Source organism: Halovivax cerinus, from assembly GCF_024498195.1.
Lineage (GTDB): Archaea > Halobacteriota > Halobacteria > Halobacteriales > Natrialbaceae > Halovivax > Halovivax cerinus.
Genome location: NZ_CP101824.1, coordinates 3,109,440 through 3,135,976, shown reverse-complemented (window position 1 = coordinate 3,135,976; position 26,537 = coordinate 3,109,440). Strand labels below are relative to the sequence as shown.

Annotated in this window: 29 protein-coding genes and 1 tRNA gene; 13 read left to right on the top strand and 17 right to left on the bottom strand. The window is 64.7% G+C overall.

Going from position 1 to position 26,537, the window contains the following annotated elements; genetic code table 11:
- Positions 1-4: 4 nt before the first annotated feature.
- Positions 5-652 carry a helix-turn-helix domain-containing protein gene (locus tag NO366_RS14890; RefSeq protein WP_256531570.1) on the bottom strand — a complete coding sequence of 216 codons (648 nt, stop codon included), beginning with the start codon at positions 650-652 and terminating at the stop codon, positions 5-7.
- Between the two features lie 83 nt (positions 653-735).
- Between NO366_RS14890 and NO366_RS14885 the strand changes: the two genes are divergently transcribed.
- The 4 genes from NO366_RS14885 to NO366_RS14870 all read left to right on the top strand — a co-directional run bounded on the left by NO366_RS14885 (position 736) and on the right by NO366_RS14870 (position 3,835).
- On the top strand, positions 736-1,695 hold the full coding sequence (locus NO366_RS14885) for a hypothetical protein (RefSeq protein ID WP_256531569.1): 960 nt from the start codon (positions 736-738) through the stop codon (positions 1,693-1,695).
- Positions 1,696-1,758: 63 nt separating this feature from the next.
- Positions 1,759-2,613, top strand: a complete 855-nt coding sequence (locus tag NO366_RS14880) for a class I SAM-dependent methyltransferase (protein WP_256531568.1) — start codon at positions 1,759-1,761, stop codon at positions 2,611-2,613.
- 63 nt (positions 2,614-2,676) lie between these two features.
- The gene (locus NO366_RS14875; protein WP_256531567.1) at positions 2,677-3,363 is read left to right on the top strand and encodes an MBL fold metallo-hydrolase; all 687 of its coding nucleotides are present in this window, start codon (positions 2,677-2,679) and stop codon (positions 3,361-3,363) included.
- A 37-nt stretch (positions 3,364-3,400) separates the two neighbouring features.
- Complete coding sequence (locus NO366_RS14870) at positions 3,401-3,835, top strand: hypothetical protein (RefSeq protein ID WP_256531566.1); 435 nt, start codon at positions 3,401-3,403, stop codon at positions 3,833-3,835.
- 190 nt (positions 3,836-4,025) lie between these two features.
- Here NO366_RS14870 and NO366_RS14865 read toward each other — a convergent pair whose 3' ends face one another.
- The 7 genes from NO366_RS14865 to NO366_RS14835 all read right to left on the bottom strand — a co-directional run bounded on the left by NO366_RS14865 (position 4,026) and on the right by NO366_RS14835 (position 8,428).
- The gene (locus NO366_RS14865; protein ID WP_256531565.1) at positions 4,026-4,292 is read right to left on the bottom strand and encodes an elongation factor 1-beta; all 267 of its coding nucleotides are present in this window, start codon (positions 4,290-4,292) and stop codon (positions 4,026-4,028) included.
- Positions 4,293-4,294: 2 nt separating this feature from the next.
- Entirely contained in the window at positions 4,295-4,474 is a 180-nt protein-coding gene (locus tag NO366_RS14860) for an HVO_2753 family zinc finger protein (RefSeq protein WP_256531564.1), read from the bottom strand.
- Between the two features lie 225 nt (positions 4,475-4,699).
- Entirely contained in the window at positions 4,700-4,879 is a 180-nt protein-coding gene (locus NO366_RS14855) for a hypothetical protein (protein WP_256531563.1), read from the bottom strand.
- A 44-nt stretch (positions 4,880-4,923) separates the two neighbouring features.
- Positions 4,924-6,177: a tripartite tricarboxylate transporter permease gene (locus NO366_RS14850; protein ID WP_256531562.1), complete on the bottom strand. Its 1,254-nt coding sequence runs from the start codon at positions 6,175-6,177 to the stop codon at positions 4,924-4,926.
- A gap of 219 nt (positions 6,178-6,396) precedes the next feature.
- A complete protein-coding gene (rpl12p, locus tag NO366_RS14845; RefSeq protein WP_256531561.1) occupies positions 6,397-6,732 on the bottom strand; it encodes a 50S ribosomal protein P1 in 336 nt (111 codons plus the stop codon).
- A 21-nt stretch (positions 6,733-6,753) separates the two neighbouring features.
- Positions 6,754-7,788 (bottom strand): 50S ribosomal protein L10, encoded by a 1,035-nt coding sequence (locus tag NO366_RS14840; RefSeq protein WP_256531560.1) that lies wholly within the window; start codon positions 7,786-7,788, stop codon positions 6,754-6,756.
- Between the two features lies 1 nt (position 7,789).
- Positions 7,790-8,428, bottom strand: coding sequence for a 50S ribosomal protein L1 (locus NO366_RS14835; RefSeq protein WP_256531559.1), 639 nt, complete (start codon positions 8,426-8,428; stop codon positions 7,790-7,792).
- A 330-nt stretch (positions 8,429-8,758) separates the two neighbouring features.
- Between NO366_RS14835 and NO366_RS14830 the strand changes: the two genes are divergently transcribed.
- Entirely contained in the window at positions 8,759-9,361 is a 603-nt protein-coding gene (locus NO366_RS14830) for a hypothetical protein (RefSeq protein ID WP_256531558.1), read from the top strand.
- A gap of 85 nt (positions 9,362-9,446) precedes the next feature.
- Here the strand turns inward: NO366_RS14830 and NO366_RS14825 are convergent, their stop codons facing one another.
- The 3 genes from NO366_RS14825 to NO366_RS14815 all read right to left on the bottom strand — a co-directional run bounded on the left by NO366_RS14825 (position 9,447) and on the right by NO366_RS14815 (position 12,123).
- Positions 9,447-9,935: a 50S ribosomal protein L11 gene (locus tag NO366_RS14825; RefSeq protein WP_256531557.1), complete on the bottom strand. Its 489-nt coding sequence runs from the start codon at positions 9,933-9,935 to the stop codon at positions 9,447-9,449.
- 323 nt (positions 9,936-10,258) lie between these two features.
- Positions 10,259-10,513 (bottom strand): HEWD family protein, encoded by a 255-nt coding sequence (locus NO366_RS14820; protein ID WP_343217306.1) that lies wholly within the window; start codon positions 10,511-10,513, stop codon positions 10,259-10,261.
- 98 nt (positions 10,514-10,611) lie between these two features.
- On the bottom strand, positions 10,612-12,123 hold the full coding sequence (locus tag NO366_RS14815) for a phosphoenolpyruvate carboxykinase (ATP) (RefSeq protein WP_256531556.1): 1,512 nt from the start codon (positions 12,121-12,123) through the stop codon (positions 10,612-10,614).
- Between the two features lie 463 nt (positions 12,124-12,586).
- Between NO366_RS14815 and NO366_RS14810 the strand changes: the two genes are divergently transcribed.
- Both NO366_RS14810 and NO366_RS14805 read left to right on the top strand, forming a co-directional pair.
- Positions 12,587-15,115: a disk-shape morphogenesis protein volactin gene (locus tag NO366_RS14810; RefSeq protein WP_452176566.1), complete on the top strand. Its 2,529-nt coding sequence runs from the start codon at positions 12,587-12,589 to the stop codon at positions 15,113-15,115.
- Between the two features lie 75 nt (positions 15,116-15,190).
- On the top strand, positions 15,191-15,481 hold the full coding sequence (locus NO366_RS14805) for a PRC-barrel domain-containing protein (protein ID WP_256531554.1): 291 nt from the start codon (positions 15,191-15,193) through the stop codon (positions 15,479-15,481).
- Positions 15,482-15,549: 68 nt separating this feature from the next.
- Here the strand turns inward: NO366_RS14805 and NO366_RS14800 are convergent, their stop codons facing one another.
- On the bottom strand, positions 15,550-16,998 hold the full coding sequence (locus NO366_RS14800) for a DHH family phosphoesterase (protein WP_256531553.1): 1,449 nt from the start codon (positions 16,996-16,998) through the stop codon (positions 15,550-15,552).
- Positions 16,999-17,500: 502 nt separating this feature from the next.
- Here NO366_RS14800 and NO366_RS14795 point away from each other — a divergent pair.
- From NO366_RS14795 to NO366_RS14780, 4 genes are all read left to right on the top strand, one after another.
- The gene (locus NO366_RS14795; protein ID WP_256531552.1) at positions 17,501-17,860 is read left to right on the top strand and encodes a hypothetical protein; all 360 of its coding nucleotides are present in this window, start codon (positions 17,501-17,503) and stop codon (positions 17,858-17,860) included.
- Positions 17,861-18,149: 289 nt separating this feature from the next.
- A tRNA-Lys gene (locus NO366_RS14790) sits at positions 18,150-18,223 on the top strand.
- 398 nt (positions 18,224-18,621) lie between these two features.
- Positions 18,622-19,821 (top strand): hypothetical protein, encoded by a 1,200-nt coding sequence (locus NO366_RS14785; protein ID WP_256531551.1) that lies wholly within the window; start codon positions 18,622-18,624, stop codon positions 19,819-19,821.
- Between the two features lie 146 nt (positions 19,822-19,967).
- Positions 19,968-20,819, top strand: a complete 852-nt coding sequence (locus NO366_RS14780; protein ID WP_256531550.1) for a hypothetical protein — start codon at positions 19,968-19,970, stop codon at positions 20,817-20,819.
- A gap of 83 nt (positions 20,820-20,902) precedes the next feature.
- Here NO366_RS14780 and NO366_RS14775 read toward each other — a convergent pair whose 3' ends face one another.
- From NO366_RS14775 to pyrB, 4 genes are read right to left on the bottom strand one after another with little or no spacing between them, the layout of a single operon-like run.
- Positions 20,903-21,736 (bottom strand): hypothetical protein, encoded by an 834-nt coding sequence (locus NO366_RS14775; protein WP_256531549.1) that lies wholly within the window; start codon positions 21,734-21,736, stop codon positions 20,903-20,905.
- A gap of 59 nt (positions 21,737-21,795) precedes the next feature.
- Positions 21,796-21,918 carry a hypothetical protein gene (locus tag NO366_RS14770; RefSeq protein WP_256531548.1) on the bottom strand — a complete coding sequence of 41 codons (123 nt, stop codon included), beginning with the start codon at positions 21,916-21,918 and terminating at the stop codon, positions 21,796-21,798.
- Between the two features lie 60 nt (positions 21,919-21,978).
- A complete protein-coding gene (gene pyrI, locus NO366_RS14765) occupies positions 21,979-22,440 on the bottom strand; it encodes an aspartate carbamoyltransferase regulatory subunit (RefSeq protein WP_256531547.1) in 462 nt (153 codons plus the stop codon).
- Positions 22,433-23,350 carry an aspartate carbamoyltransferase gene (gene pyrB / locus NO366_RS14760; RefSeq protein WP_256531546.1) on the bottom strand — a complete coding sequence of 306 codons (918 nt, stop codon included), beginning with the start codon at positions 23,348-23,350 and terminating at the stop codon, positions 22,433-22,435. The genes pyrI and pyrB overlap by 8 nt, the downstream gene beginning before the upstream one ends.
- Before the next feature lie 254 nt (positions 23,351-23,604).
- On the opposite strand from pyrB, the gene NO366_RS14755 reads away from it, so the two are divergent.
- The gene (locus NO366_RS14755) at positions 23,605-24,231 is read left to right on the top strand and encodes an RAD55 family ATPase (RefSeq protein WP_256531545.1); all 627 of its coding nucleotides are present in this window, start codon (positions 23,605-23,607) and stop codon (positions 24,229-24,231) included.
- A 364-nt stretch (positions 24,232-24,595) separates the two neighbouring features.
- Here NO366_RS14755 and NO366_RS14750 read toward each other — a convergent pair whose 3' ends face one another.
- Positions 24,596-25,600 carry an FKBP-type peptidyl-prolyl cis-trans isomerase gene (locus NO366_RS14750; protein WP_256531544.1) on the bottom strand — a complete coding sequence of 335 codons (1,005 nt, stop codon included), beginning with the start codon at positions 25,598-25,600 and terminating at the stop codon, positions 24,596-24,598.
- A 277-nt stretch (positions 25,601-25,877) separates the two neighbouring features.
- On the opposite strand from NO366_RS14750, the gene cyaB reads away from it, so the two are divergent.
- Positions 25,878-26,441 (top strand): class IV adenylate cyclase, encoded by a 564-nt coding sequence (gene cyaB / locus NO366_RS14745; protein ID WP_256531543.1) that lies wholly within the window; start codon positions 25,878-25,880, stop codon positions 26,439-26,441.
- Positions 26,442-26,537: the final 96 nt, after the last annotated feature.

Genomic DNA, 26,537 nt, shown 5'->3' with positions numbered 1-26,537 from the left:
TCTCCTATCGCTGGACGTCGAGCGCGTTCGCGACCAGGCGCGACTCGGCCCGTCTGAGCAGGTCCGACGCCGTCGAGACGGCACAGTCCAGTTCGTCGGCGACGGCGTCGATACCATCGTCTCGCGGCACCTCGTAGTAGCCACACTCCCACGCGGCGGCGACCGCCTCCCGCTGGCGGTCGGAGAGTTCGGTCACCGCGCCGCCGACGGTGTCTCCGACCCGAAGCACCTCGACGCCAACGTCGTCCGGGAACTCCTGGAGGACGGCCTGGACCTCCGACGGTGCCCCGACGACGGTCATGTGGATCGAGCCGTCGGATCGGCACTCGTAGGGCGGTACCACGACGATCGTCTCCTGGAAGAACGCGTCGAACAGCGTCAGCGCCGACTCGGTCAACGCCTGCCGACAGTACAGAAAGCAGCCGCCGTCGGTCGCTGTCACGTCGTACTCGTCGACGGCAGTCGACGCGTCGAGGATAGACTCGATGGCGTCGGGGTCGCCCTCGACGTACGAGATCGTCGTCTCTCGACCGTCGAGGACTGCGCCACCCAGAATCAGGTGTCTGTCGACGGCCGACGAGGCGACGGCCATGTTCCCTTCGGCCGCCACGAGCTCCTGATCCGGCGTGATCGCGATCCTGAGAGACTTCACAGCCCTCGTTTTTCACCGGGACCATATAAATCCGTGAACACTATCGTGTACACGTTCTCGCGACTGAAGCCAGTAGGTGCGGTATGGAAGCCAGCACGCGCGACGCCGACGGTGCTGCCGACGGGACGCCACCAGCAAACCCATTCGAACGACTGGCGTCCGCCTATCTCGTCCAGGAACCGATTCGCTCCGACGCCGCACGATCCGTCCGCGACGTGGTCGCGGATGTAGTGAGGGATCGGTCGGTCGACGATCCGAGCGCGTTGACGGGGATCGACGGGGTCTACACGGCAGCGCTCTTTCTCGACGAGTCGAGTCACGACCCGACGCTCACCTGGTACCTGGAGGTCGATCGGTCGGTCGCCGAAAAGGACTCCACAGGGACGTCTGGCGCCCAACACCTCAGAACGCAGTCACCGCTGTACGACGCCGGGATAGACGAATTCCTGGCCTCGTCGGATCGACCGCGGGCGATCGGCGGGCCCCTCTCGAGCGAGGACGTCTTCACCCACGCGTGGCATCCGGAACGTCCGCGTGGGTCGGTTGCCGTCGCCGATCGGGACGAACCGGTGGTCCCGTCGGCGTCGTCGGACGATCCTTCGGTCGAGGTCGCGCTCGTCGAGGCGCGCGTCAAACCGGGGGTCGCGTCCTGGTTCGTCGAGTGGCTGGCGACGCGCTCGCACGGGAGCAGCGGCGGGTGGATCGAGCGATCGACGACGGGCTGGGAAGAGGCGATCATCCGGGCCGAAGGCATGTACACCGAGACGATCTTCCTCGACCGCACCGCCGACGGCGTCCGACTCCTGCAATTCATGGAAGCCGATTCCTTCGAACGGGTATTCGAGGCGTACACGAACACGTGGAACCCGATGGCGCGCGGGACGGCGTTCGCGATGAAACGCCTGCTCGATCGTCCAGAACGCATTCTCGAACGACCGCTACCCGCTGAGAACGAACTGCTCGTCCACGCGGTCGGATCGAACCGGCCGCGAACCTGGCGAGTGCGTCGAGAGGCATCGATGCGATCGTGTCGGGACACATAAATGGCCGAAAGGGATCGTCAGTGGGCTAAGGGAGTCGGCGATCGAATCGACGATCGAGAGCGAATGACATCGAACATGGACAACCGAGCGCGGCCGGAACGGGAGCGAGAGTCGAGCGGCGCCGAAGGCGGGAGTCGGCCGTCCTCGATGGACGCAGACGACGTGGGGATGGCTGGCACGAACTCCGCCGATCCGGACCTTCTAGATGCGTTCCGAGCCGATGGGGCGACGGTCGTCTCGCGTGACGACGTCGCGGCGCTCGATCCGACAGCGCACGATCGCGGTCGCTCCCTGTACGACTGGTGGAGCGATCGCGACTGGTTGTACGACGCTGTCATTGGGCTGGCAGGATCGCTGCGGGACGATACGTTCGACGCGCTCGCCCTCGAACCCGGCGAGACCGTCCTCGACCTCGCGTGCGGGCCCGGGACGAACTTCGAGGTCCTCCGCGAGGCTGTCGGCCCCGACGGGACCGTCGTGGGCCTCGACTACTCGCCCGGGATGGTGCAGTCGGCGCGAACACAGGTCGACGAACGGGGCTGGGAGAACGTCCACGTCGTCCAGGCGGACGCCTCGGTGACCTGCGGTCCCGACGACGCGTTCGACGCCGTCGTCACGACGTTCGCACTCCACACGTTTCCCGACGCGGCGGGTGCACTCGAGACCGTCCACGACGCGCTGGCGCCCGACGGCCGATTCGTCGTGCTCGATTCGCGCCCGCTGACCGACGGGCTGGCCAGCCGCATCAACCCGGTGTACGAGCGGGTCATCGAGTGGATGGTGAATCACCAGCGCGGCGTCGACACGCTCGAGTTACTGCGGGAGACGTTCGAGCGGGTACGGGTCGTCGAGACGTACGACGGCGGGGCCGGCTACCTCGCCGTCGCAGAGACTGGCGACGCGAACGCCTCCGGGTGACGGACACGCGTCGGGACCACGTCGTCGGAACGCTTTCGAGTCGGCACGAGTAAATCCGGATCGATGCCCGACGACACCAGCGTGCACGCGCTCACGATTCCGATCGAGTTCGGTGATCGAACGGTCTCGATCACCCCGACTGCGGTCGAAACCGACGACGGACTCGTCCTGGTCGACGTGGGACCCGAACCGGCGACCGATCGCCTGGCGACCGCACTCGCGGACGTCGGATTCGGGTTCGACGACGTCGACCGCGTCATCCTCACGCACCACGACGCCGACCACGCGGGCGGGCTCGCGACACTCCGAGAGCGAACGGACGTCACGATCGCCGCCCACCCCGCGGAGCGACCGCACGTAAACGGCGACGAGATGCCGGTGAAGGGCCCGGACGACGATCGATACCCGCCGGCCGAGGTGGACGAGGAACTGGCGGACGGTGCGACGTATTCGACCCGCGCCGGACCCCTTCGCGTCGTGGAGACGCCCGGTCACACCGCCGGGCACGTCTCCCTCTATCTCCCCGATGAGCGCCTCCTCCTGGCCGGTGACGCTCTCGTCGCCGACGAGGACGAGCCACTCTCGGGGCCGAAACCGGCCTACACGATAGACGAGGAACGGGCGGCCGACTCCGTGGCGACTCTCGCGGAACTCGACGTCGATCACGTGATCTGCCACCACGGCGGGTACGTGCCGCTCGGTACCGACCGCATTCAAGAAATCGCGACGACGTTCGAGACCGGCGACTGAACGGAAATCTCATCCGTCCCGGCCGGCTACGTCGTGTATGCGACTCGAGTTGCGCGTCTGTGCGCACTGTTACGCCCGCGAACACGGTGACGAGGGTCGACAGGACGTCGTTCGCGATATGGTTCGATGTGCCGAACGAATCCGAGAACACAAAGACGTCATCGACCTCGACGCCGTTCACATCCGCAAAGTCCGGGAGGACGAACCGGGGAAACCCGAGGCGCTCCCGGTCGTCACGGCGTCGATCGTCGACGATCAGGTGGCGATCAACGACACACAACTCGCGACGGAGGGTCAAGACGGCACCATGCTCGTCTACCCTAACCCGCCGGATATCCTCACCGTCCTCGCGAAGAACATCGACGAGATTAGCACGGGACTCGACCGGGACGTCTCGGTCGAGCTCTCGGAGGCGGGTTCCGAACTCCTCGCGTCGAAACCGTCGACCTGGGGCGCGCCGGCCGACTCCTGATCGGTCTGTCGATACGGTCGTTCGGGCCCGGTATCGATTCCGTTCGGCCATTCCCGTCCGCTTTTGCGGTGACCGTACCCCGAACTCGTCACCGATACGTCCTCGCAGTCGTCGCGGCAGCGCTCGTCGGTGTCGAACCCGACGGCTCTCGCTCGAAAACGGTGGATACCGGCTGAAAACTGACGTCGTCTCAGATACGACCGACGTTCTGGACGTCGACGCTCTCGACGCCGTCGACTTCGGTGAATGCGTCCTCGACGGCCTCGGTACCGCCGGCACCGTCGGGAACGATGACGGTCGGGACGAGCGCGACGAGACCGAACGCGACGTCCTCGCGTTCGACGCCGTTGATCTTCGCCCCCTCGGGGAGGGTCGCTTCGAGACGCTCCTGGAGGTCGTCCAGGTCGATGTCCGGGCTGTTCGGCATGACCTTGATCGCAGCTGCTACTTTACCCATGGTTACGGTCCGGTGAATCCGCAGTCGGGACACTCATAGAGGTTGCTCTGCTTGCGGCAGGTTGCACAGCGGTGGATCGTCGCACCACAGTCGGGGCACTTGAACCGAGCCGCGTTGGTTCCGGAGACGTTGATCCCGCAGGACACGCACGCGCGGTCTCCGCGGTCGTCCGTCGTACTCATACGAGAGGATTCCCGTCCGTTGCTTTTAACGGTTGTCTTTCGGCCGCCGCGAGGCACACCAGTCGGACGGACCACGTCCGAAGACGGGCTCGCTTACCCGCCGGTCGTCCGTGCGTCCCACGAGTCCACAGACGTCTCGACGGTCCCACCGGAACAGCACCGCCCGTGCACGGGAACGGCCGATCGTCTCGCGACCACGACCGCGGATCGTCCGGTACGTTCGGGTTAGTCGATCTGCGGTTCGTGTCCCCAGTTCGACCACAGGAGCACTGCGCCAGCGGCCACGACGGTGGCGACCGCCCAGCCGAGCCAGAGTAGCGTCGACTTCGTCGTCGTGACGCCCACGAGCGAACCGGCGGCGACGGCGACCAGCAGCGCTGCGACCGACGACTCCGCGTGACACATATCGGATCTCTGATCGGTGTGGGCAATACACGTCGGATTCTTCGTCACCACGCCGAGAGGATGAGCGGTCCGAGCAGGACGCCCATCAGGTGAACGCGTCGAACACCGAGTCGGACTGGGACCAGACCGATAACGCTCGAAACGCAGAAGACGACCACACCGAGCGGACCGGCGAACAGCCACGAGAGCCCGACGAGTAGCGCGAGTACGCCGATCGAGAGGACCGCATAGTTCGCTCGGCCGACGAATTCCAGATAGTACGAACCGCCGAGGACCACGATCGCGAAGCCGCAGGTTCCGGCGACGAGGACGCTCGCGAGCACCACCGGGACGACGACGGGTGCACCCGTCGCGTCGAACGCGACCATCACGCCGGTCCGGGGTTGACCCAGCACGACCAGCGCGATCAGCGCGAACACCGCGTTCGCCGTGTCGACGCCGCTCGTGGCCACGATATACTCGCGATCGTCGGTCGAACCGATACCACTCGTTCCCGGCACGACGGAGAGGACTGCGACGGCGGCGATGGCCGCCGACACGCCGGGGAGGAACCCGACGATCGCGCCGGCGACGGTCCCGGCGAACGCTGTCGAACCGACGGCCCAGCGCGGACGCCGGATCCGTGCGTCGTCCTGCTTGGGGACTCCGCCTGCGTCGACTGCGTCGATCAACACGGGGGCGCCGAAGAGTCCCGCGAAGATCGGCGCGAGCACTCCTCCTGCGTGTAGCGGCGCGGCCGGGTCGACGTCTAACACAGTCAGGCCGAGTCCGGTGGCGAGGGCAACCGTGAGCGCGCCGCCGAGTACACGGCGTGGTGTCCGCTCGCCGATGAGCAGTCCGCAGACCACGCAGGCGAGGACGAGCCCGAGGTGGTCGATCACGAACGGGTAGACCCGAACGACGATCCAGGTGAGCGGCACCGCGATGGGAACCGCGAAGACGACCGCGAGCAGGCTCCCGACTGCGGACAGCTGGATCGCCTCGTGTCCCCGGCCGGCGAGAACGAGACGGTGGCCGGGCAACGTCGTCAACGCCATCTCGGCGTCCGGAACACCGATCGCCATCGCCGGGATCGCGTTGACGAACGTGTGCACGACGCCCGCCGCGAGCATCGCTACGCCGACGAGCAGCGGTGGTCCCGGTATCTGCGGCGCGACCCCTGCCAGCACGAACGCGACGTTGTTCGCGTGCAATCCGGGAATCGACCCGCTGATCGCCCCGAGCAGAACACCCACGCCGATCCAGCAGCCGATCCGAATCGACACCCCCGGATCGACGACCAGATCTATCCCACTCATCCGGGCACCCTGGCCGCGTGATCGGTTATAATGGTTCGCCCGTGTCGGGTCCGTCGGTCCGTGTCGTCACCGTCGACTGAGTGGGGACCGACCGTGGACTACCTGGGTACCGACGGGCGAGTCGACCGCGTCCACAGAGACGCCACCCGTGTCGCGTACGGCGCCGAGCGCAGCCGCTACGCCGGGAAAAGAAACGGAGAAAGTGTCGCGTCTTCTGGCTCAGCCGAAGAGTTCGCCGAGACCCTCACCGCTGGCCTCGTCTTCGTCGTCATCGTCGTCCGTCGTGTCCGGGACGTCGCTGGTCTCTTCGACTTCTTCGTCTTCGTCCTCGCCGCCCTCCTCGGCCGGCGCGGCAGCGGCGCCACCTGCGGCGGGCACGGCAGCGGCGTCGGCGACGGCTTCGTCGATGTCGACGTCCTCGAGTGCGGCGACGAGCGCCTTCACGCGGGACTCCTCGACGTCGACGCCTGCTGCGTCGAGCACGTCGGTCAGGTTGTCTTCGTTGATCTCTGCGTCCGCTTCGTTCAGGATGAGTGCAGCGTATACGTATTCCATTGGTCTGTGTCTCCGTTGGTATCAGCCGAACATCGCACCGAGGCCTTCCGCGCCGTCTTCGTCGTCGTCATCGTCGTCGCCGTCCTCGGTGGCGTCGGTCTCGTCTTGCTCGTCGGTCGATTCGTCCGTCTCCGTCGTCTCTTCGGTCGCCGTTTCGGCCGGCGCCTCGACGTCCTGGAGTTCTTCGGGGAGTGCGTCGGTATCGTCGATCTGCGCAGCCAGTGCGCGCAGTTGTGCGTCGGCTTTGCCCACGAGGTCGGGCATCAGCTCTTCGTCCTCGATGGCGGCCTGCAGCCCGAGGCTCTTGGCTTCGCCCGTAGCTTTGGCGACGAGCGTCGGCGCAGTCTGCGCCGTCGGGAAGACGGCGTTGACCGACAGGTTTCGGGCCTGCACGGCGGCCGTCGAGACGTCCTGCTCGTAGGCGTCGACGTCGATGTCGAGGTCGTCTGGATCGAAGACCACGCCATCGGCGAACGCCGCTCGCAGGTCGAGACCGACCTCTTTCGCCTCGATACCGAGTTCGTTGAGGACGTTCTCGATGTCTGCCGTAACCTCCTCACCGGCTTCGAGTACCGTGGAGTCCTCCATCACCTGAATCGAGCCGTCCTCGATCCGGGCGTTCGCACCGATCTGCTGGAGGTCACCGACGAACGGTCCGGGATCGACGCCGGTGTCCCCTTCGGGAATCACGATGTCGTTCGGTGCGACCTCGCCCGCGCCGATCGGTGCCGGCGTCTTCGAGGCCTCGAGTTCGCGATAGAGGCTGAACGGATTCTCGTCGGTGAGGACGAGTCCGACCTGTCCCTCGACGAACTCCGTGAGCTCGCCGACGTCGGTCGCCTCCAGTGCACGGCGCTGTAGCGTGTTGCGGCTCACGCGAAGCACGGCCGTCCCGTGCAGTTCGCGGCGCATGTCCTGCAGCTGTTTCGAGGGGATGCCGGCGATACCGACTACGCCGACGTTCTCGTGGTCCTCGATGAGGGCCTCGATCTCGTCGGTCTCCTCGCGCTTCCACTCCGGCAGGTTCTCGGTCTGGCGAGTGGCCTCGGCGCTCATCTCAGGCCACCTCCACGGACGGGCCCATCGTCGTCTTCACGAAGACGGAACCGATGTTCTGTGGACCCTTCTCCAGGTCCGCGTGCAATCGGCGGAGGATCACGTCGACGTTGTCGGCGATGTCCTCGGCGCCCATGTCTTCGGCACCGACGCGCGTGTGGAACGTCCGTCGGTCACCGGAGCGCAGTTGCACGGTGTTTTTCATTCTGTTTACTGTTTCGACCACGTCGTCGTCCGGCGAGAGCGGCGTCGGCATCTTCCCGCGCGGACCGAGGACGGTACCGAGGTACCGTCCGATGTTCTGCATCATCGCCTCCTCGGCGATGAAGAAGTCGGTGTCGTCGGCCAGTTCCTTGGCCGCATCGTCGTCGTCACCGAGGTCTGCGAGCTCGTCGCCGTCTAAGACGTCGTCCGCGACGTCCTCGGCTCTGAGCGCCGTTTCCCCTTCGGCGAAGACGACGATCGTCGTCTCCTGGCCGGTACCGGCCGGGAGGACGACTGACTCGTCGACGCGATTCGACGGTTCGTCGAGATCTAGGTCACGCAAATTGATCGCGAGGTCGACCGTCTCGGTAAAGTTCCGGTCCGGTGACTCCTCGAGTGCGCGCGTGACTGCTGTTTCGATATCCGAATCTGCCATCGTTCACCTCCGTAGTACGCAGGGTCTGCTCCTACGGGTCAGTGAAACAGGCAAAGCCTGTCTCACCTTATTGTCAGAGCTAACCCGGACTTAAACCCGTCGAAGCTCCCTTCTGGCTCCCGCTGCAGCGCTCGACGGACCCGTATTCCCTGTCCGTCGATGAGAGCGGGTACGAGCGTCCGTCTGGGAGGACTCGCCGCATCCCCGATAGCGCTCTCGCCCCATCGGATCGTCGAGTCCGTTCCTGGCGACGAGCCGTGGCCGGTCCCGATCGATTCGACGCCTCCGGCACCGATATCTTCTTTGTGACGCATTCGTATTACCTGTACGATGATACTGGGCCCGCCGACGGCGCACGAACTTCCCCAGTATCCACCGGTTCCCCTCTCCGATCAGCAGGCGGTGTTCGACATCCTCGTCGAACTGTCACCGGCGCTCCGGGCGGGACTCGTCTTCGGTGCGACGCTGCTCACCGGGCTCACGGTCCTCGGACTCCTCCCTGGCTACAGTTCCCGAACGATCGAGACGGCCCGTCGGAGTCCCGTCATCTCGATACTCGTCGGTGTCCCGGCAGCGCTCTCGGTCGTGGCCCTCTCCTACGTCGGCATCCGACTCACTCACTCGGACCTCGGCGTCTTCTTCGCGATTCCGCTCGTGACGGTTGGTCTGACGCTCCTGCCGGCCTGGGCTATCATGGCGGCCGTCTCCGTGGGAAACGCCCTCTCCGTTCGTCTCGGCACCGACGGGTTCACCGCCGGCCTCATCGGTGGAGCTGTGCTCCTCGGTCTGGCGTCCGCGCAGTTGCTTCTCTTCGCCGTCGTATTCGGGACACTCGTTTGCTACGGCGCCGGTGCCGGCGCTCGCGTACTGATATCGGGTGGGTCCGCGACCGATCCATCCGACCGATCCGTCCCCCCTGCGAACAAGATCTGATCGAGTCGGTACGCTGGGTTAGTCTCGTCACTGTCCGTCGACGTCCGGTGAGAACAGGTCGTGCCGGTGGCGAGTCGTCCGTCGACTACGCGGCCGCTTCGTCGGCGAAGAACTCGTCGTACTCGCCCTCGTCGATCTTCGCTTTGAACTCGCGCGGATTCTCGCCCTCGATCGTGACTCCGAGGGACGTACACGTGCCGACGACCTCTTTCGTCGCGTTCTTCAGATCGTACGCGAGGAGGTCCGGCAGTTTCTGCTCGGCGATCGTCTTGACCTGTTCGACCGACAGGTCGGCGACGAACTCTTCCTGCGGGACGCCGCTTCCGGTCTCGAATCCGGCCTCGTCCTTGACGAGGGCGGCCGTCGGCGGGACACCCACGTCGATGTCGAAGGAGCCGTCGTCTTCGTACTCGACGGTGACGGGGACTTCGGTTCCGTCGAACGCGGCGGTCTGGTCGTTGATCTCCTGGACGACGGCCTGGACGTCTACGGGCGTCGGTCCGAGTTCCGGTCCGAGCGGCGGCCCCGGATTGGCCGCACCGCCCGGAACGAGTACTTCGATAGTTCCAGCCATACGGGATCAAATCACTGCGCGAGTTTTAAGGGTTGCTTTTCGGCGCAGCCGACCACCGCCGTGTGTTCGCTTCACGCGCTGTCTGGGTACGTTTCACTCGAGGATTCTCGTTCCACCCGCGCGGCCGGCGGATACGGTGAGTCACACGGTCGTCGACGTGCGGCGGAATCGCTCATCACTCACCCCGTGTTCGCCCCGGTCCGACCGTTTCGAGTCGACGTCCCAGTGTGGTTCCGCACACGTCCGTACCGAAGCTGCACACGACCCTACCGAAGCGGACGTGACAACCCGACGTCGCGGCTGACCTGTGAGTCCGTCAGCCGTCAGTCACCGCTCTCGTTCGAGACGGCCTTCCGCGGCCCGACCATCGACGCTCCGTCTCGTCTGTCGGCCGGTGGAACCGGACAGAACGAACCGGTGATGTCCCACTCGTGAATGCAGAATCGGCTGCCAGCCCGGTCGGAATCGATCAGTGTCCACGCTCCCTCGGGGCTATCCCAGGCTTCGGTTCGTCCACACCGTTCGCATCGCCGCCGATTCGGAACGTGAATGTCTCGGTCGGACCCGTTCGTTGCCATGGTGGGCACACGGTCGTCGACACTGATAACCTGCGCGGTCACCGGCGGTTTTTGCACGTATCTCGACGACTCGGTAACGGGCGCGCTCGACCCGGGCGTTAGTAGACGGCGTTCGTGATCTCGTCGTCGAGGTGCGGGAACGAGTCAAGATACGACGCGCGATCGTCTCTGAGCGCCGAGCTGGCCGCGTCGTAGTCGTCGACGTGGTCGGGAACGTAGTACCGATCGATGTCGAGGCCGGGGACCTCGTCGGGAATCGTCAGTCCCATTCGATCGTCCGCCCGCCACTCGATCGTCCCTCTCGCGATCTCGGTCAGGAGCGTCACCGACTCGTAGACGCCGACGTCGATGGACTCGTCTCCGATGAAGCCCGTGTTCATGACGTAGCAGTCGACGTCGAGCGATCGGACGAGATCCCTGAACACGTTCCCCTCCTCGCCTTCGGAGCCGACGATGAACGGGTTCGTCCCCACGACGCGGATGGACTCCCCGGCTCGCGACGGATCCCCCGCACTCGTTTCGATCGATTCGCCGAGCATGAACGCGACCGCCGCCTGGCGATCGTCGAGTCTGGTGACCGGCGGCATGAGGGGGTTACGCGTGATGAAGAAGATCTGGTCGACGTGCGGGAGATCGATCTCGTCGGCGGCGCTCGACAGTTCGGATCGCTGGACGACCGCGCGCGCGTTCGCGGTGTAACGGTCGTCGTCGAAGTCGACGGTCCCGTCGTCCGCGACCACGACGTTCTCGAGGACGGCGGAGTCTGCCGTCGCGGCCTCGTACAGCGCTGGCTGTTCGGACTTCGTCAACCCGTCCGTCTTGATGTAGAGTCCCTGCCCTTCGCTTCCCGCGACCGAGCCGTCCGGGAGTAACGCGCAGACGTCGTCCTGTAACATCGCCGCGTGTTCCGGCTCCTCTAACCAGCAGCCGTGTGATGTGAGCGTCGACTTGCCGGTCGCAGAGAGGCCGAGAAAGAGCTGTCCGACGGTTCGTTGGGTTCCCTCGGCGTCCGACACTGTCACGCGTTTACTGCCGGCGTGAAGTCCGAGCCCGCCGGCTCGTTTCGCACGGTACATGAACAGTCGGAGGAACGACTTTTTCGCCTCGCCGGTGTAGTCGGAGCCGAGGACGACGGTCGTACCCTCCTCCGGAAAGACGCGTATCGCCGTCTCGTCGTGGTCGGGAAGTTGCAGGGTGTGGAAATCCGGTTCGCGACCGTCCGTCGGTTCGAAGAGTTTGGCCCAGGTGAGTGCGATTCGTGCGTGTTCGGTCGGAACGTACAGCCGACAGCAGAAGGTGGCGTCGGGGTGACGACCGACGAGTCGATCGACACAGAGCAGCTCACGGTCCGAGGCGGATCGGATCGCGTCGCGGACCCGCTCGTGATCCTCGTCCGTCAGATCGTGGTCGATCGCGTTCTTGGTGCGGTCCGCACTGCGGGAACGGTACTCGCTGACGTACGCGGGCGAACCGTACTCGGTCTGGCGTTCGTCGTCGCGTGCGAGTTCGCGGAGTACCGTGAGTGTCGGGTTGTACCGAACGTTCGACGTGCTCGCAGGGTCGGGGAGCCGCTGTGCGTACGTCGGCGGCTCTGTCCCGGTTTCGGACATGTATTCTAGTTCTCTCGGTCCCCTATTATAACGGTAGAGGTTCCCGATTCGGCGTGCGGGTGTGTGCCGTGTGGCCGTGCCTGTCGGTGCACCCGTGAGCGTGCCTGTCGGTGGCCCGTGAGCGTGCCTGCCGGTCGAGCACAGCGGCCTGGACGAGTGAGCGAGCACCGCGCCCCGGACGGATGATCGATCACCGCGGCCTGGACGGTTGATCGACCTCCGCGGAGGACGGCCGAACCTGAATCGGTCCGGGAGGTGCTCGAGTCGTTCGTCACAGCCCATACGGTCGGGCACAGGTGCTGATGGGTCGATCGCGTCGACACCCGACGTAGCGTCTACGCTGTTCGAGTCGCGAGGGTGATCCGACGATCGTCGGCACCTGTACAGCCATTCCTGCGGAGCCGATTTTCAGTTCTGGTATTCGGAGGGAAACGTCCATTATCGATCGGTCACTCCGTCCAGTATGGCCACTGGTCTCGCTCTTTCTTCTCCACTGATGCGAGTTGCACGTGACGGACTCGACGAGTCTGCTATCGAGACCGTCGAGTCGATGTGTTTTCCGATAGATACGTCCACGGCGTCCGAGGCCGGGAACGGACTCACCATCGACGTCGATGGTGACACGTACGCCGTCGGGAAATTCGCACGGACGGCCGCGGCGGAGGCGGACGCCGATCCGGTCCCGCTCTTCGACGGCGGTATCCTCTCGACCGACCCGTATGCCGAACCGGCACTCGACGCGCTCCTCGAGTCACTTCTCTCGGACGAAACGGATTCTCGACTCTGCTATACCGTTCCCGGGACGATCGTCGACGCCGAACGGCCAACCGAGCACCATCGGACGGCGATCGACGACTCGATTCGCACGCTCGGATACGACCCGACGCCGGTCAGCACGGGCTACGCGGTCGTCGCCGACCAGCTCGGAGACGAGTCGGTCACCGGGCTCGGGATCCACGTCGGCCGTACGCTGACGGGCGTCGCGCTCGTCTACTACGGCGTTCCAGTATTCACGTTCTCCCTGTCGATTGGGCAGGAGTGGCTCATCGAACGGGCTGCGAACGCCGCCGACACTGACCTCGATGCCGTCTCGACTCGGCTCGACGAGTTTTCGCTCGATCCCGACGCGAGCGGACGGCTCGATCGGGCCATCGCGCAGACCTTCGACGACCTCTGTGACTCCCTGGTCGACGCAATCGACGCGGAGTCGGCCGCGGCGGATATCGAGCGCGGACTCTCCGTGCCCGTCGCCGTCGCCGGGTCCGGAGCAGTCGACGGCGTCGAGTACCTCTTCGGGGGCCGGTTCGACGCCGCCTCGCTCCCGTTTTCGATCAGAGGCGTCCGTCTGGCCGACGACCCGGCGGAGAGTGCGGTCCGCGGTGCCCTCGCCGCCGCGCAGGAAGACGTCGACGACTTCACAGACGTCACGTGGTCTCCTCACGTCGACGACGAATCGACAGAATCAGGCACTGATCGGCAACTGACCGACTTCGTCGACGACGGGTCGAGTGGCGGTCTCGCCGGAGACGACGTGGCGGACGACGCCATCGAGCGACTGTTCGATCGTCTCGGCACGCGCGACGACGAACTCGACGACTTGCGATCGACGGTTGACGGCGTTCGAACCGACCTCGACGGGTTGCGTGGCGACCTCGAGTCACTCGGGGATTCGGCGGCATCGACCGAAGACGTCGACGCGATGTCGGAACGCATCGACGATGCCGAGGCGCTCCTCACCGACGTCTCGGAGTCGATCGAGACCCTCGCCGCGGCAGACCGCGTCGAGGAACTGGCGCGCGATCTCGACGCGCTCTCCGACGACGTCGACGCCGCGGAAGCCAGTATCGAGCGCGTCCGCGACGAGCGAACAGCGGCCCTCGAGACGTTCGAATCGACCGTCGAAACCGACATCGACGAACTTCGGACGACGCACACCGCCGACATCGATTCGGTGAGCGATCGCCTCGAGACGGCGATCGAGACACGCGAGTCAGCCGTCGAGAGACTCGACGACGCCGTCGACACCCTCGAATCTGACGTCTCCGAATACGACGACGAACTCTCGACCCGTATCGACGAACTCGAATCGACCGCGTCCGCGCTAACCGAGACCGTCGACGCGCTAGAGGACACACACGGTGCGATCGAATCCGACGTCGAAGCGGCCGCGTCCGATGTTGACGCGGTCGAATCCGATGTCGAAGCGATCGAATCCGACGTCGAAGCGCTTCGATCCGGGCTAACGTCGGTCGAATCCGACCTGGCGGACGTCGACGCCCAGGGTGCTGCCGTTCGCGCCGACGTCGAGTCGGCCGAATCGGCCATCGACGCGAACGACGCGGCGATCGAATCGCTCGAATCGACCGTCGACGACGTACGAACCACGGTCGATACAGTCTCCGACGACCTCGGCGACGTGGATGCTACGCTCGAGACGACCGATCTGTCCGTCGATACCCTCGCTGGGGCTGTCCAGGCGCTCGACGACGAGCGTTCGACGATCGAGCGATCGGTCGACGATCGACTCGACGTGTTCGCACAGGATCTGGATCGTATCGAAGCGGACCTGGACCGGGTAGAGACTCTCGAGGAGTCACTGATCACCCTCGAAGGGGACCTGGATCGGGTGGATACGTTGGAGGAGGAACTGGATCGTCTCGACGACGCGAACCGACGGTTCGAGTCGATCGAATCACGAATCGAGACGCTCGAATCGAGCACAGACGACGACGTCGAGGCGGACGCGCTCGATCGAATCGCCGAACTCGATCGGCGTGTTCACGACCTCTCGGCGTCGCGTTCCGAATCGAACGAGACGGCGACGTCCGACCAGGATGCATCGGGCGTCGACGTCGCCAGCCTCGTCGCGGGCGGGGCCAGTGCGGGCGTGGTCTCGGGGATCGCACTCGTCGTCTCGGGTGCGTTCGAAGTCGGAATCGCCGCCGTCGTCCTGGGCGTCGTGGGGATCGGCGGCGTGCTTGGGTCGCGGTGACGGCCCGGACGATAGATGGGATGACAGTCACGCGTCTGACCAACAATTAAGAGTCCACCACGCTTTGGCCTCCTCATGGAGCAACGACCACAGGAGATCACGTCCCTGGTCGGACGCGAAGTCTACACGAAGAACGGCGTCTTCGTCGGTGAAGTCGAAGATCTCAAGCTCAACCTCGACGTGCGAACGGTAACGGGACTCGCCGTCGGGAGTCTCAGCACGGAACTGTTCGAACAGGAAGCCAGTCAGGGACAGGGCGTCGTCGTCCCTTATCGCTGGGTGCGAGCCGTGGGCGACGTCATTCTCGTCGCCGACGTCGTAGAGCGCGTCCGCGAACCGGACGACGAAGAAGAAGTCGTCGCCTGAGCGTCGCGTGACCCGATCTCTTCGGGCGTGACCCGATCTCCTCAGGGGTCTCTCACGCGCGCCGATCGCTAGTTTCCGTTCGATCCTTCCGATCCCTCGACGCCCATCGCGTCGAAGAGCGTCTGTTTGACGGCTTCTTCGGTCAGTTCGAGGAGCGTCTCTCTCGTCCCCTCGGTGATCTCGATACCGGTGAAGATACCGAGGGGAATCTCGGCGCTCGCCTGGGTCGAGTGGCCCGCGACCTCGCCGATTTCGTCGTAGGCGTCGGCGAGCACTTTCCCGATGTTGATCCTGATGTCCTTCGAGCGGGCGGAGAGGAAGATCGTCTCCTCGGCGACGCCGAAGACGGCCGTGGTCGTGACACCTTCCAAGTTGAGGAGGTGATTCGCCGCCTGCGAGAGCGCCTCGCGGTCGCGGACGAAGCCGGCGTTCGAGACCAGGTGGCTCCCCTGGACGTCCCGGTTGGCGATCGCTTCCGCGAGCACGTCGAGGGTCTCCGGCGACATCGACGGGGATTCGACCTGCTCCAGGGTGTCGTGGTTCGCGAACGGATAGAGGTACGCAGCTGCGGTGAGGTCGGCGGGCGTCGTCTCTCGTTTGAAGTCGAGAGTCTCGGCCCTGATCCCGTAGAGCAACGCGGTGGCGACCTCCTCGGAGACGTTCAGATCGAACTCCTGGATGTACTTCGTCATGATCGTCGACGTCGAGGTCATACTCGGTCTGACGTCGGCGAATTCGGGGTCGGCCTCGGTGTCCGCGTCGTGGTGGTCGATGACGACGTCGATGGGGAGGTCCATCTCCGGGTGGCTCGTGTGGTCGACGAGCGCGACCGTATCGTAGTCGTTCTCGTCGGCGACGTCCTCCCAGAGGTGTAACTCGATGCCGAGGAGGTTGACGAACGCGCGATTCTCCTGGTGGCCGAGGTCGCCGAAGTAGATGATATCGGCGTCGGCACCCCGATGTTCCGCGATGGCCTGTAACGCGACGGCGCTCGCGATCGAGTCCGGGTCGGGATTGCGCTTCGTCAGGATCGCGATGCGCTCCGTCGCGTCGTCGATGATCGCGGCGAGCGACTGGGCGTTGTGTTCGAGTTCCCCGGATTCGAGCGCGCGAAGGGCGGAGTCCGCGATGACGGTCGACGGGTTTATCACTACGTCGGCGCCGAGCGCCGAGAGCTCGTCACCGGAGACGGGATCGCTCGCGCGGGCGATGATGAACTGGTCGGAGTCGGCCCCTCGCACGTGTTCGACGGCGGCCTCGTTGGCGTCGACGTCCGAGGCGAGGATCAGGACGACGTCGCGGTCTGCGACCAGGTCGACGATGCCGGGCTCGCTGATATCGGCGACGCGGGCGTCCAAGTCCTGGTCTCTGAGCGATTCGACCCGACTCTCGTCGCGGTCGATGATCCGTACGTCCTTCCCCTGTTCGGCGATCTCCTCTGCGACGGCGTATCCCACACTACCGCACCCGAGTATCGCGTAGCTCGATGTAGAGGAGATGGAGGCCCCAGCGTTCATTGGGCGTGTGGTCGGGGTCACTCCACTTAACCCTCCCGGAGAGTGACAGACGGTGGATCGGTCGTTAGCAACGGTATCGGCCGTTCGACCGTACCGATCGCCTATCGGATCTACCGTGGCTACTGGGTGCGCCTGCCCCGATGTCTGGAATCGGTGGCGGTCGCTCGCGCCTCCTCGTTTCGAGAGAGTCGACCCGGAGGAACGTCGGCGTGGCGACACGGGTCCGTCATCGACCGGTCAAACCAACTCGGTCCAAACCAACTGGCTCTGTCGTCTACGGGACCGCCACGAAATGCCACTGAATCCTAACTTTCTGGAAACGCCGCCGTGACAAACTCCCTGTTCCAAAAACAAACTAATATCCAATAAATATAATATGCACTAGGCCGTCTTCTCACGCGGAAGCCACTGGCTCTGGAACTCCAGAGCGGGCAGAAATGCCCCGGGTGCTGAGGACACCCGAGACGTGGCTTCCGAACCCACAGGATGGGTTTTGCAAGCCATGACACGCTATACACCAGACCACCATAAACCCCGCGCACAGCCCGCCTACCTGCAGGATACGGCCAGCTACGCGTTTCTCCGTCCGAGCACTCCGCGCTCCGACTCCGTCCCGTTCCCACGCATTCACTCGGCCACTACCGGTTCCCCCGAGGACCCGCTCCGCGTCGAGATCGACAAACCGGTCGACCCGAATCGCATCGGCGTCGTCCCGCGCGAGCAGTACCCGCACTGTCCACATTGCAGCGAGCCCGTGATCACGATTCGGACGCTCGGGCCGCACCTCCACGCCGCCGACCCGTGCGGCTGCCCGCTGGAGGCCGACACTGTCGCGTCCATGCTCGGCGGGGCGAACCGATGAGCGACGTCCCCGATCCGGCGGACTGTCCGTTTCCGCTGTGTCCGCTCTGCGACAGACCAGTCGTCCGTATCACGTCGTCTGGACCGCACTCGCACGCAGCGAGTCCGTGCGGCTGCTGGCTCTCGCTCGCGCAAGTCCAGGAGTTGCGAGGGTAGGTGCGGGGATTGGCCGGTCAGTCAGCGTCGATTTTTATGGAGGGTACGACCGGGCTCGTCGCGACGCTCCGCGTTCCCGGCCGGACGCGCCAAGGGAAATGTATTTCAATGCCCGACGAAAACTCGGAGGTGTAGGGCCGGTAGCTCAGTTAGGCAGAGCGTCTGACTCTTAATCAGACGGTCGCGTGTTCAAATCGCGCCCGGCCCGCTTTTGCGAGGAACGGACGTGACGAGCAAAGCGGTCACCAGCGATTTGAGCCCTACCAGTCGCAGCCCGCGCAGGGCCAGTGGCCCGAGCAGGAACGTCTGGTTTCGGTTCAAATCGCGCCCGGCCCGGTTACACGACGAACGGACGTGAGGAGTGGGACGGCCGCCGCGATTGAAGTAGACCAGAACGGCGCAGCGAAGCGGGCTGTTCTGGGCGTCGTTCAAATCGTGCCCGGTCAGGAGTGTCGGTCACGACCTGGTTCAGGTACGTCTACACGAATCTGGATGCCTCTGATGTCGGTCTCTCTGCGAGGTCGACACTCTCGTCGCGGCCGTGGGCCTTCGATAGTTCGATTCGGAGCGCAGGAAATTATATCCGTTCCCTCACGATCGGATCGCATGAGCGATCCCAGGAAGTTGCAGGTGTCCGCCTTCGTCGACGATCCGACGGACAATCTCGTTCGCCGCGCGATCGAACGACTCCACGAGTCCGGATTCGAGACGGACTGGAACAGAGCAGCCGATCAGGTACACTGGTACGAGGTGGGGTCGTTCGAGGACGGGCGGGAGACCAGGAACGACTCGTCGTTCGACACCGTGGGAGCGGAGATCGCGGCGGCCAAGTCCGGTGTCGTCAGGACCGAGTTCGCCGACCGGTACGCGCTCGTGACGTTCACGCTCGATGCTGACGAGCGGTACGACGAACTCGCTCCGGTCGTCCACGTCGACGGGATCACCGAACGCGCGTTCGAGTCGAACGAGGTATCGGCGGAGCCAGCCCGGGAGCGGGCGGAGACCGTGGAGGAGGCTGTCGTTGCCCTCGCCGAAGCCCTGGATCCGTGGTACCTGACCGTCTCGATCCGTCACATCGATGAGTTGATGGGGTTACACCCGGACGAGCACCCGCCGAACAGCGGTCTCGAGGAACTGGGGTGGATGACCGTCTTCTCGGAGGAGTGGTTCCCGGGCTTCGGCGGCCGCGACAGGGTGCTCGACGCGCCGGTCTGGAAGGCGGCAGAACTCGACACCGGCGCCGTGTTTCTCCGCACCGATCCGGTCCCTGGCCACGTACGGCCGGACCTCTCGGGCGATCACGAGGTGTCGGCGTACGAGTACCTGTTCGAGGGCCGATCTGTCACGGAGCTGCGTGCGGAGATCGACAGGAAGCGGTCGACGTTCGTCGATCCGTTCCGCGAACTCGAACCGGGCGAACTGGCGAGCGACCCGGTTGTGTGCGAGGCCCACGCACCGTTCGAGTTCGAGGGGATGGACTACGGGACGTTCCCGGACGATCTGGACTACGGCGACAGGTGTCACGTCTTCTGCGTTCGTCGTCGCGACGACAGGCTCTGGGAGGTGAACTCGGAGACGTTCATCCGCCGACTCGTCGACGAGGACGGCCTGCCGATCGGCGAGTTACCGGCGGACGTGCCGCCCGACGAGGAAATGATCTCGCTGGCCGTCGGGACTGCCTACGAGGGCGATCTCTCGCTCGACCTCTACAGGATGGACGCTCCCGACGAGCCGAGCGTCCACGCCCAACTGCTGGGACTGTCGACCATCCCCGAGGACGGACAGCTGTGGCACGACGAGGAGTAGGTGGGTCAGGGTGTGTGTTCGAGGGATTGAGGAGTCTGTAGTCGGATGGAGGAGACTGCTAATTTGGTCAGCGTGTGGGGATCGTTTCCGTCCCGGTCTGTGCAAGCACCACTGGCATACACGACATCGTCGACAGTATCGTTGCTATGTGCGCAGCATTCGGCGACGACGACGTGGGAAAGACCGTGGTGAACGCGAGCGGCGAGGAAGTCGGGATGGTGACGGCAGTCGAACACGGGACCGCTCGTATCAACCCGGATCCGGGTCTCACGGACAGTATCAAAGCGGCGCTCGGGTGGGAAGACACCGGCGACGACACGTATCCGTTACAGGAGGACGCGATCGATCGCATCACCGGGGACGAGATCCACCTCAGTGGAGAACTCCACGGCGACACGACGGCGGGGACGATGGATCAGGACGTGTCGAGCGGTCGCGACGCGGGTACGAGTACCGAGTCCGCGGAGACCGGTCGACGGGACGATTCCGAGTCGACGCCGGAGGATCGGACGGGCCGAGGAGACGCGACGGGCGACCACGGGGGCCGTGACCGGGGGAGCGAACTGGGAGCGGAGGAGTCGATGGGGACCGAAACGGGACCCGTCGGCGACGTCGACCAGCGTGAGCGTTCCGATTCAGACGACCGAACCAACCGCAGTGTCCCGGAGCGCGACGTCGCCGGTGGACGAACGGAGTCGAGTGGATCCGGCGGGCCGGACGATCGGCCGATGGACGACGACCCGGGTACCACCGACGCGGGACTCTCCGGGTCGGAGCGGAGTGACCGGGGTCGAAGCTCGTCCTCGGCTCACAGGGGATCGGAGGGAGAAGCGATGGATCCGGACGTCGGCGACGGCGACCGCGTCGGCGGCACAGACGACGAACTGACGGACGCCGAACGCGAGGTGCGAGACCGGGACACCGACTCCGATAGCGACGACGACCGGGGGCTCCACGATCGGGACACCGACTCCGATAGCGACTCCGATCGGTCCTGACCGCCGACCGTTCGATCGGGTTTCGTCCGTGACGGGCGCTGACAGGACCACGTCGAGCCGTCGTGCTGTCGATCGGCTACCGGTCAGGAGTCGGGCGCACCGAACGTCTCCCCCTGTCGGTCGTCCGCTCGCATGCGCCTGACGGTGGCTCGCGCGTTGCTCGCGTCGTAGCCGAAGTAGACGTCGCTCGCGTACGTTTCGGCGACCTGGGCCGCGTGGGCGAGGTCGTCGATCGCGACGTCGACCGCGTACAGTTCGACGCTGAACGGCGTTTCGAGCGCGCTCTCGAACCCCTTCGCGAGCGATTCGAGCCAGTAGGTCGTCCCGTAGTGTGTGTCGTACAGCGGGACGACGAATTCGTCGACGTAGGGGTCGAGCGCGGAGAGGTCGAGACCCGACCGTTCGTAGAGGTGCCCGGGATACGGATCCGGGTACAGGGTCAGATACACACGGCCGGGGATCCGGTCGGCCGCTCGAGCGACGAAGTCCGTGATGACGTCGGCGCGCCACGTCATCCAGTCGTCGGACTCGTGTTCCCGAAACGCCGTCTCGCAGGCCTGACAGCGACAGTATTCGGCTCGTGGAAACCCCACGTCGTCGAGTCTGACGTCTTCGTTCGCGGCCACGCAGTCGTCGACGATCTCGAAGAGTCCGTCCTGGTAGGCCGTTCGAGACGGACAGATGTACGCCCAGTCGAAGTACGGTTGCTCGCGGGTCGCACGCGTTCCGCCGTCGTCGACCGCGACTAGCGAGGGGTCGGCGTCGGCTGCCGCGTTGTCACCGAAACACGAGACCATGTTGATGGCCGACGGGAGCGGTTCCGCCGACCGGCCGGTGACGTCTTTGACTTCGTAGAACGCACGATCGAACTCCGCCCAGTTGACTTCTGGCTCGTTTCGGGTGACGACGCCGACCATGTATCACCGTTCGGTCCGGACGGGTTAAGGCGTTCGTTCACCGACCGGTTCGGTCGGTCTTACGCCGTCTGCGTCTCCGGTTCGGGCTCGTACTCGATGGGGGATGGTGAGACGGTGCTGTACAGTTTCCAGAGGGCGACGACCGCGACCAGCGCGAGGATGACTTTCGTCGTTCGTGACATACAGCGGATCTACCTGACGCTCCCTATTAACCCTTTTGGAGGAGTATATTGTGAGAGAAATTAGCGTTCGATCAAGGCTGGAATCCCGTCACGAACGATCCGTTCGCAGTAGACACACCGGACGCCATCGTCGAGGACGTCGAACCGGGACGTGACCGGTTCGTCGGCTGCGGTGATACACCCGGCGTTCGGGCAACTGAGAATCCCTTCGACGGAATCCGGTCGCTCGACGCGGTGTTTCTCGACGACGTCGTACTCGCGGACGATGTTGATGGTGGCTTCGGGGGCGATCAACGAGAGGACGTCGACCTCTTCCTGGCTCAGTTCACGTCCCTCGACCTTTACGATGTCCTTGGTGGCGAGGCGGTCGGACGGGACGTTCATCCCGATGGAGACTCCCTCGCCGTCCGATCCGTCGATGCCGAGGATGGCGAGGACGTTGAGGGCCTGGCCGGCGTGGACGTGATCGATCACGGTCCCGTTCTTGATCTTGCTGACCCGGAGTTCGTGGTTCTCACTCATCGGAATCACCCAGCAGGAGGTCCAGGAGGGCCATTCGAACCGGGACGCCGTTGTGAGCCTGTTCGAAGTACGTCGCGTGGTCCGTCGTGTCGACACCAGGGGCGATCTCGTCGACGCGCGGCAGCGGGTGCATCACCGAGAGTTCGTCGCTCGCGGCCTCGAGGGTCTCCGTCGTGATGCAGTACTCGCCGGCGACTTTCTGGTACTCGTTCTCGTCGGGGAAGCGCTCGCGCTGGATTCGCGTCACGTAGAGAACGTCGAGTTCCGGGAGGATCGGGTCGAGCGATTCGTGTTCTTTCACCGATGCACCCTCCTGGTGTAAGTCGAAGACGACCTCCCGCGGAAGTTGGAGGCTCTCCGGGCTGACGAAGTGCTGTCGCGTGTCGAAATTCGAGAGGGCGTACGCGAGCGAGTGGACGGTCCGACCGTATTTGAGATCGCCCATGATCCCGATGGTGAGATCGTCGAGACCGGCGTTCTCTCGGATGGTGTATAGATCGAGGAGGGTCTGCGTCGGATGGTGACCGGCCCCGTCACCGGCGTTGATGACCGGCACGTCGACGTACTCGCTGGCTAGCTTCGCCGCCCCCTGTCGCGGGTGCCTGAGGACGATACCGTCCGCGTAGCCTTCTATCACGCGAACGGTGTCGGCGAGGCTCTCACCCTTCTTGACGCTCGAGGCGTCGACCGACCCCATGTCGACGACGTCGCCGCCGAGGCGCTTGATCGCCGTCTCGAAACTCATCTTCGTTCGCGTACTCGGCTCGAAAAATAGCAAGCCGAGCACCGTCTCGGAGCGGTCCTCGACGGCCGCCGATCCGTCGGATTCGATCGCGGCCGCGTGGTCGAGGACCGCTTCGATGTCCGCCCGAGACAGTTGTTTGCTCGTGAGAATATTTCCGTGACGCATCTACTCGCACGTGTGCGTGGCGTGCCCTTCAATCTCCCCATCCTGACCGAGGTCGGTTCGGTCCCATCGAACCCGACGAGTGTGTTCGTGTCTCATCGTGTGCGAGTCACTCCCCTCACTCTCCAGCCCCGGCCAATTCGGCACGGCACTGCGACGTATCACGGTCTCGCCCGCCGGGTCTGGAGCTCGTTACCGACGGAAACTACTCGAAGCCAAAGAGTTATAGCCGCCGTGGTGCATTATTTCAGGCGTACATGGCTGGTCGGTTAGAAACCGGTATCGACGTCCTCGATCGGAAGCTCGATGGCGGGCTTCCGCCTGGGTGCATCGTCGCCTTCACGGCCTCGCCAGCCAGCCAGTCGGAACTGCTCCTGTACGAACTCACCGCCGCCCGTGGTACCCTGTACATCTCGACGGAACGGTCTGACGACGCGATTCGACACTGCCTGGAGACGTCACAGGCGCGCGTCGGAAGCCCGACTATTCGACAGATTACGGGCGACGATCCCGTTACCGACGCGCGCCGCCTGGTCGGCGCGCTCCCGGATGGCGCTAACCTGATCGTCGACACGATGGACGTTCTCGAGGAAACGCCCGTCGAGGAGTATCGCGTCTTCCTGAACGAGCTCAAGACCCAGATGCTAGAGACCGGCAGCATCGCCGTTCTCCACTGCCTCAAGCGAGAGACCATTCCCGACAATCGGACCGCAACCCTGCACATGGCCGACGCGGTCTTCGATCTGGAGACCAACATCGGAGCGACGGAACTGGAGAACTTCCTCACGATTCCCAAGTTCAGGGCTGGCGGTGCCCCGACCGAACGGATCAAACTGGAGATGGCAGACGAGATGGCGATCGACACGAGCCGAGACATCGCCTGAACGATCAGGACGGTGGCTCTTCTGTCACAACCGTTCGACACGATGTCGACCTCAGCGTCGATTCCCGGTGTGGCGGGTGCCAGAGGGAGCATGGAACGGCCTGTCGACCGTCGTCATCGCGACAGGAACGCTTCTATAGCGACTAGAATTGGGCCGCAGACGGATGCGTTCGAGGAGACGACGGACGCTCTCGACGAAACGACGACGGATTCGTTCGAGGAACAAGTCGGTCCGTCGAACGCGAGCGAATCGCGACGGAGTGTACCGACGTGGTCGGTACTACGAGGGTCGGTATGGGAGCGACCGAACGGGAAGAGTTCCCGTCGGTTTCGACTTCGAAACTGATCGAGAGCGACCTGGGTGGTTACTCGTCGGTTTCGGCTTCGAGCTCTTCGACGAGCTCGTCGGCGTCCACGTCGGCGTCCTCGAGCGCGTCTTCTAGGTCCCCGTCACCCATGCCGCCCATACCGCCCATGCCACCCATCATACCGGGCATGCCCATGCCGCTGCCGTCGATGATGTCCTGGACGATCACGCGGTCGACGCCGACCTTGTCCATGACGTCCTGGGCGATCTGCTGCTTGGAGAACATCCACTGCTGGTTCATCGTCAGCTGGGGCGTCGACTCGACGTAGAGCGTCTCTTTCTCGACGATCTCCGTCTCGTACTCCGGCTCTGGCTCGTCGCTTTCGTCCGCCGAGTCGTCTTCGTCCGCGTCGTCGTCCGGTTCGACGAGTACCTCCTCTTCGACCTCGTCGACCTCGATGTGGACCTCGGGTTCGACGTCGATGTACATCTCGAACAGACCGGCGGCCTGTTGCTCGCGGTCGTCCACCTCCTCGATCACTTCGAAGTCGTACTCGACGTCCTCTCCGGCGAGCGGGTGGTTGAAGTCGACGCGGGCACGGCCGCCCACGATCGTCTCGACGAAGCCCTGACGGCCGTCGAGCTGGACCTGGGCACCCGGGTACCGATCGTCCTCGTCGATCTTCTCGGAGCTTACGGTCTCGACGGCGTCGGGATCGTACTCGCCGAAGGCCTCCTCGGCGGCGACGGTGACCGTGTCGCTGGTGCCGACTTCGTTCCCGCGTACGGCGTCTTCGACCGCCTCGAAGATGTGCCCCTCTCCGACGACGATCGTCCGCGGCGCGAACTCGCGCTCCTGGTCTGCGACGCCCTCTTCCTCGGCGACCTCCTGATCGGTCGTGTCGACGAGCTGTCCGTCCTCGATCGTTCGGGCCGTATAGGCGATCTTCACGAAGTCGCCGTCTTGCAGCCCGCTCTCCTGGGTCGCCTCGGCTTCGGCGTCCGGTTCTTCCTCGGCGTCGTCGGCTGCCGTCTCAGCCTCCCGCTCTGCTTCATCGGTCATACGTTGTACGTTTCCCCGTCCACATTTAAGGAACACGTTTTGCCCCCACGTTCGTGGGTATCCGCGACCGACACCACTACGATGCTGGGGGGCGACAGGGGGTCACGGATCGATTCGCGCCGATGGCGTCCGTGTGCGGTATCGACTGACCATCTTCACGGTTCGTGGGATGGACGATATTTCGACGAATCGCTGTCGGTATCGTTCGAAACCCGACTGCCACGTCCGCCGTTCGTGAAACGACCGATACTTTTGACCGCCGGACGTGTACGCGAGTATGTACGAAGTCGAAGTGAAGGTACCCGCCGATCTCGACGTCGTGAGGGACCGGCTGGACCGCCTCGGATTCGAAGCGAATCGGTCGCTGACGCAGGTCGACGTCTACTACGACGCTCCACACCGGTCGTTCGGTGAGACGGACGAAGCGCTCCGAATACGCCGGGAACTGACGGCGGACGAAACGGTCGTGAACGTGACCTACAAGGGTCCGCTCGTCGACGACGAGTCGAAGACGCGAGAGGAGTTCGAGACGAGCGTCGACAGCGACTCCGAACTGGCAGAAATTTTCGAGCGACTCGGATTTACGCCGACCGCGACCGTCCGCAAGGAGCGGACCGTCTACGACGTGGAGGGCTACGCAGTCACGCTCGACGTCGTCGCGGACGTCGGCGAGTACGTCGAGGTCGAGCGTGGAACGACGGAGTCGGACGTCGAGGCGGTCCGTCGCGGCGCGTTCGACGTCCTCGATCGACTCGGACTCGATCCGACCGACCAGATTCGGACGTCGTACCTCGGTCTCCTGCTGGACGATGGTATCGAGACGGACGGGCCGTCGGAGTAGTCCGAGAGCCCGACACGTCACCGAGTGTTTGTCCGATGGGCCCGACACGTCCGAGAGCCCGACACGTCCGGGAGTACTACAGGTCCACGATGGGAC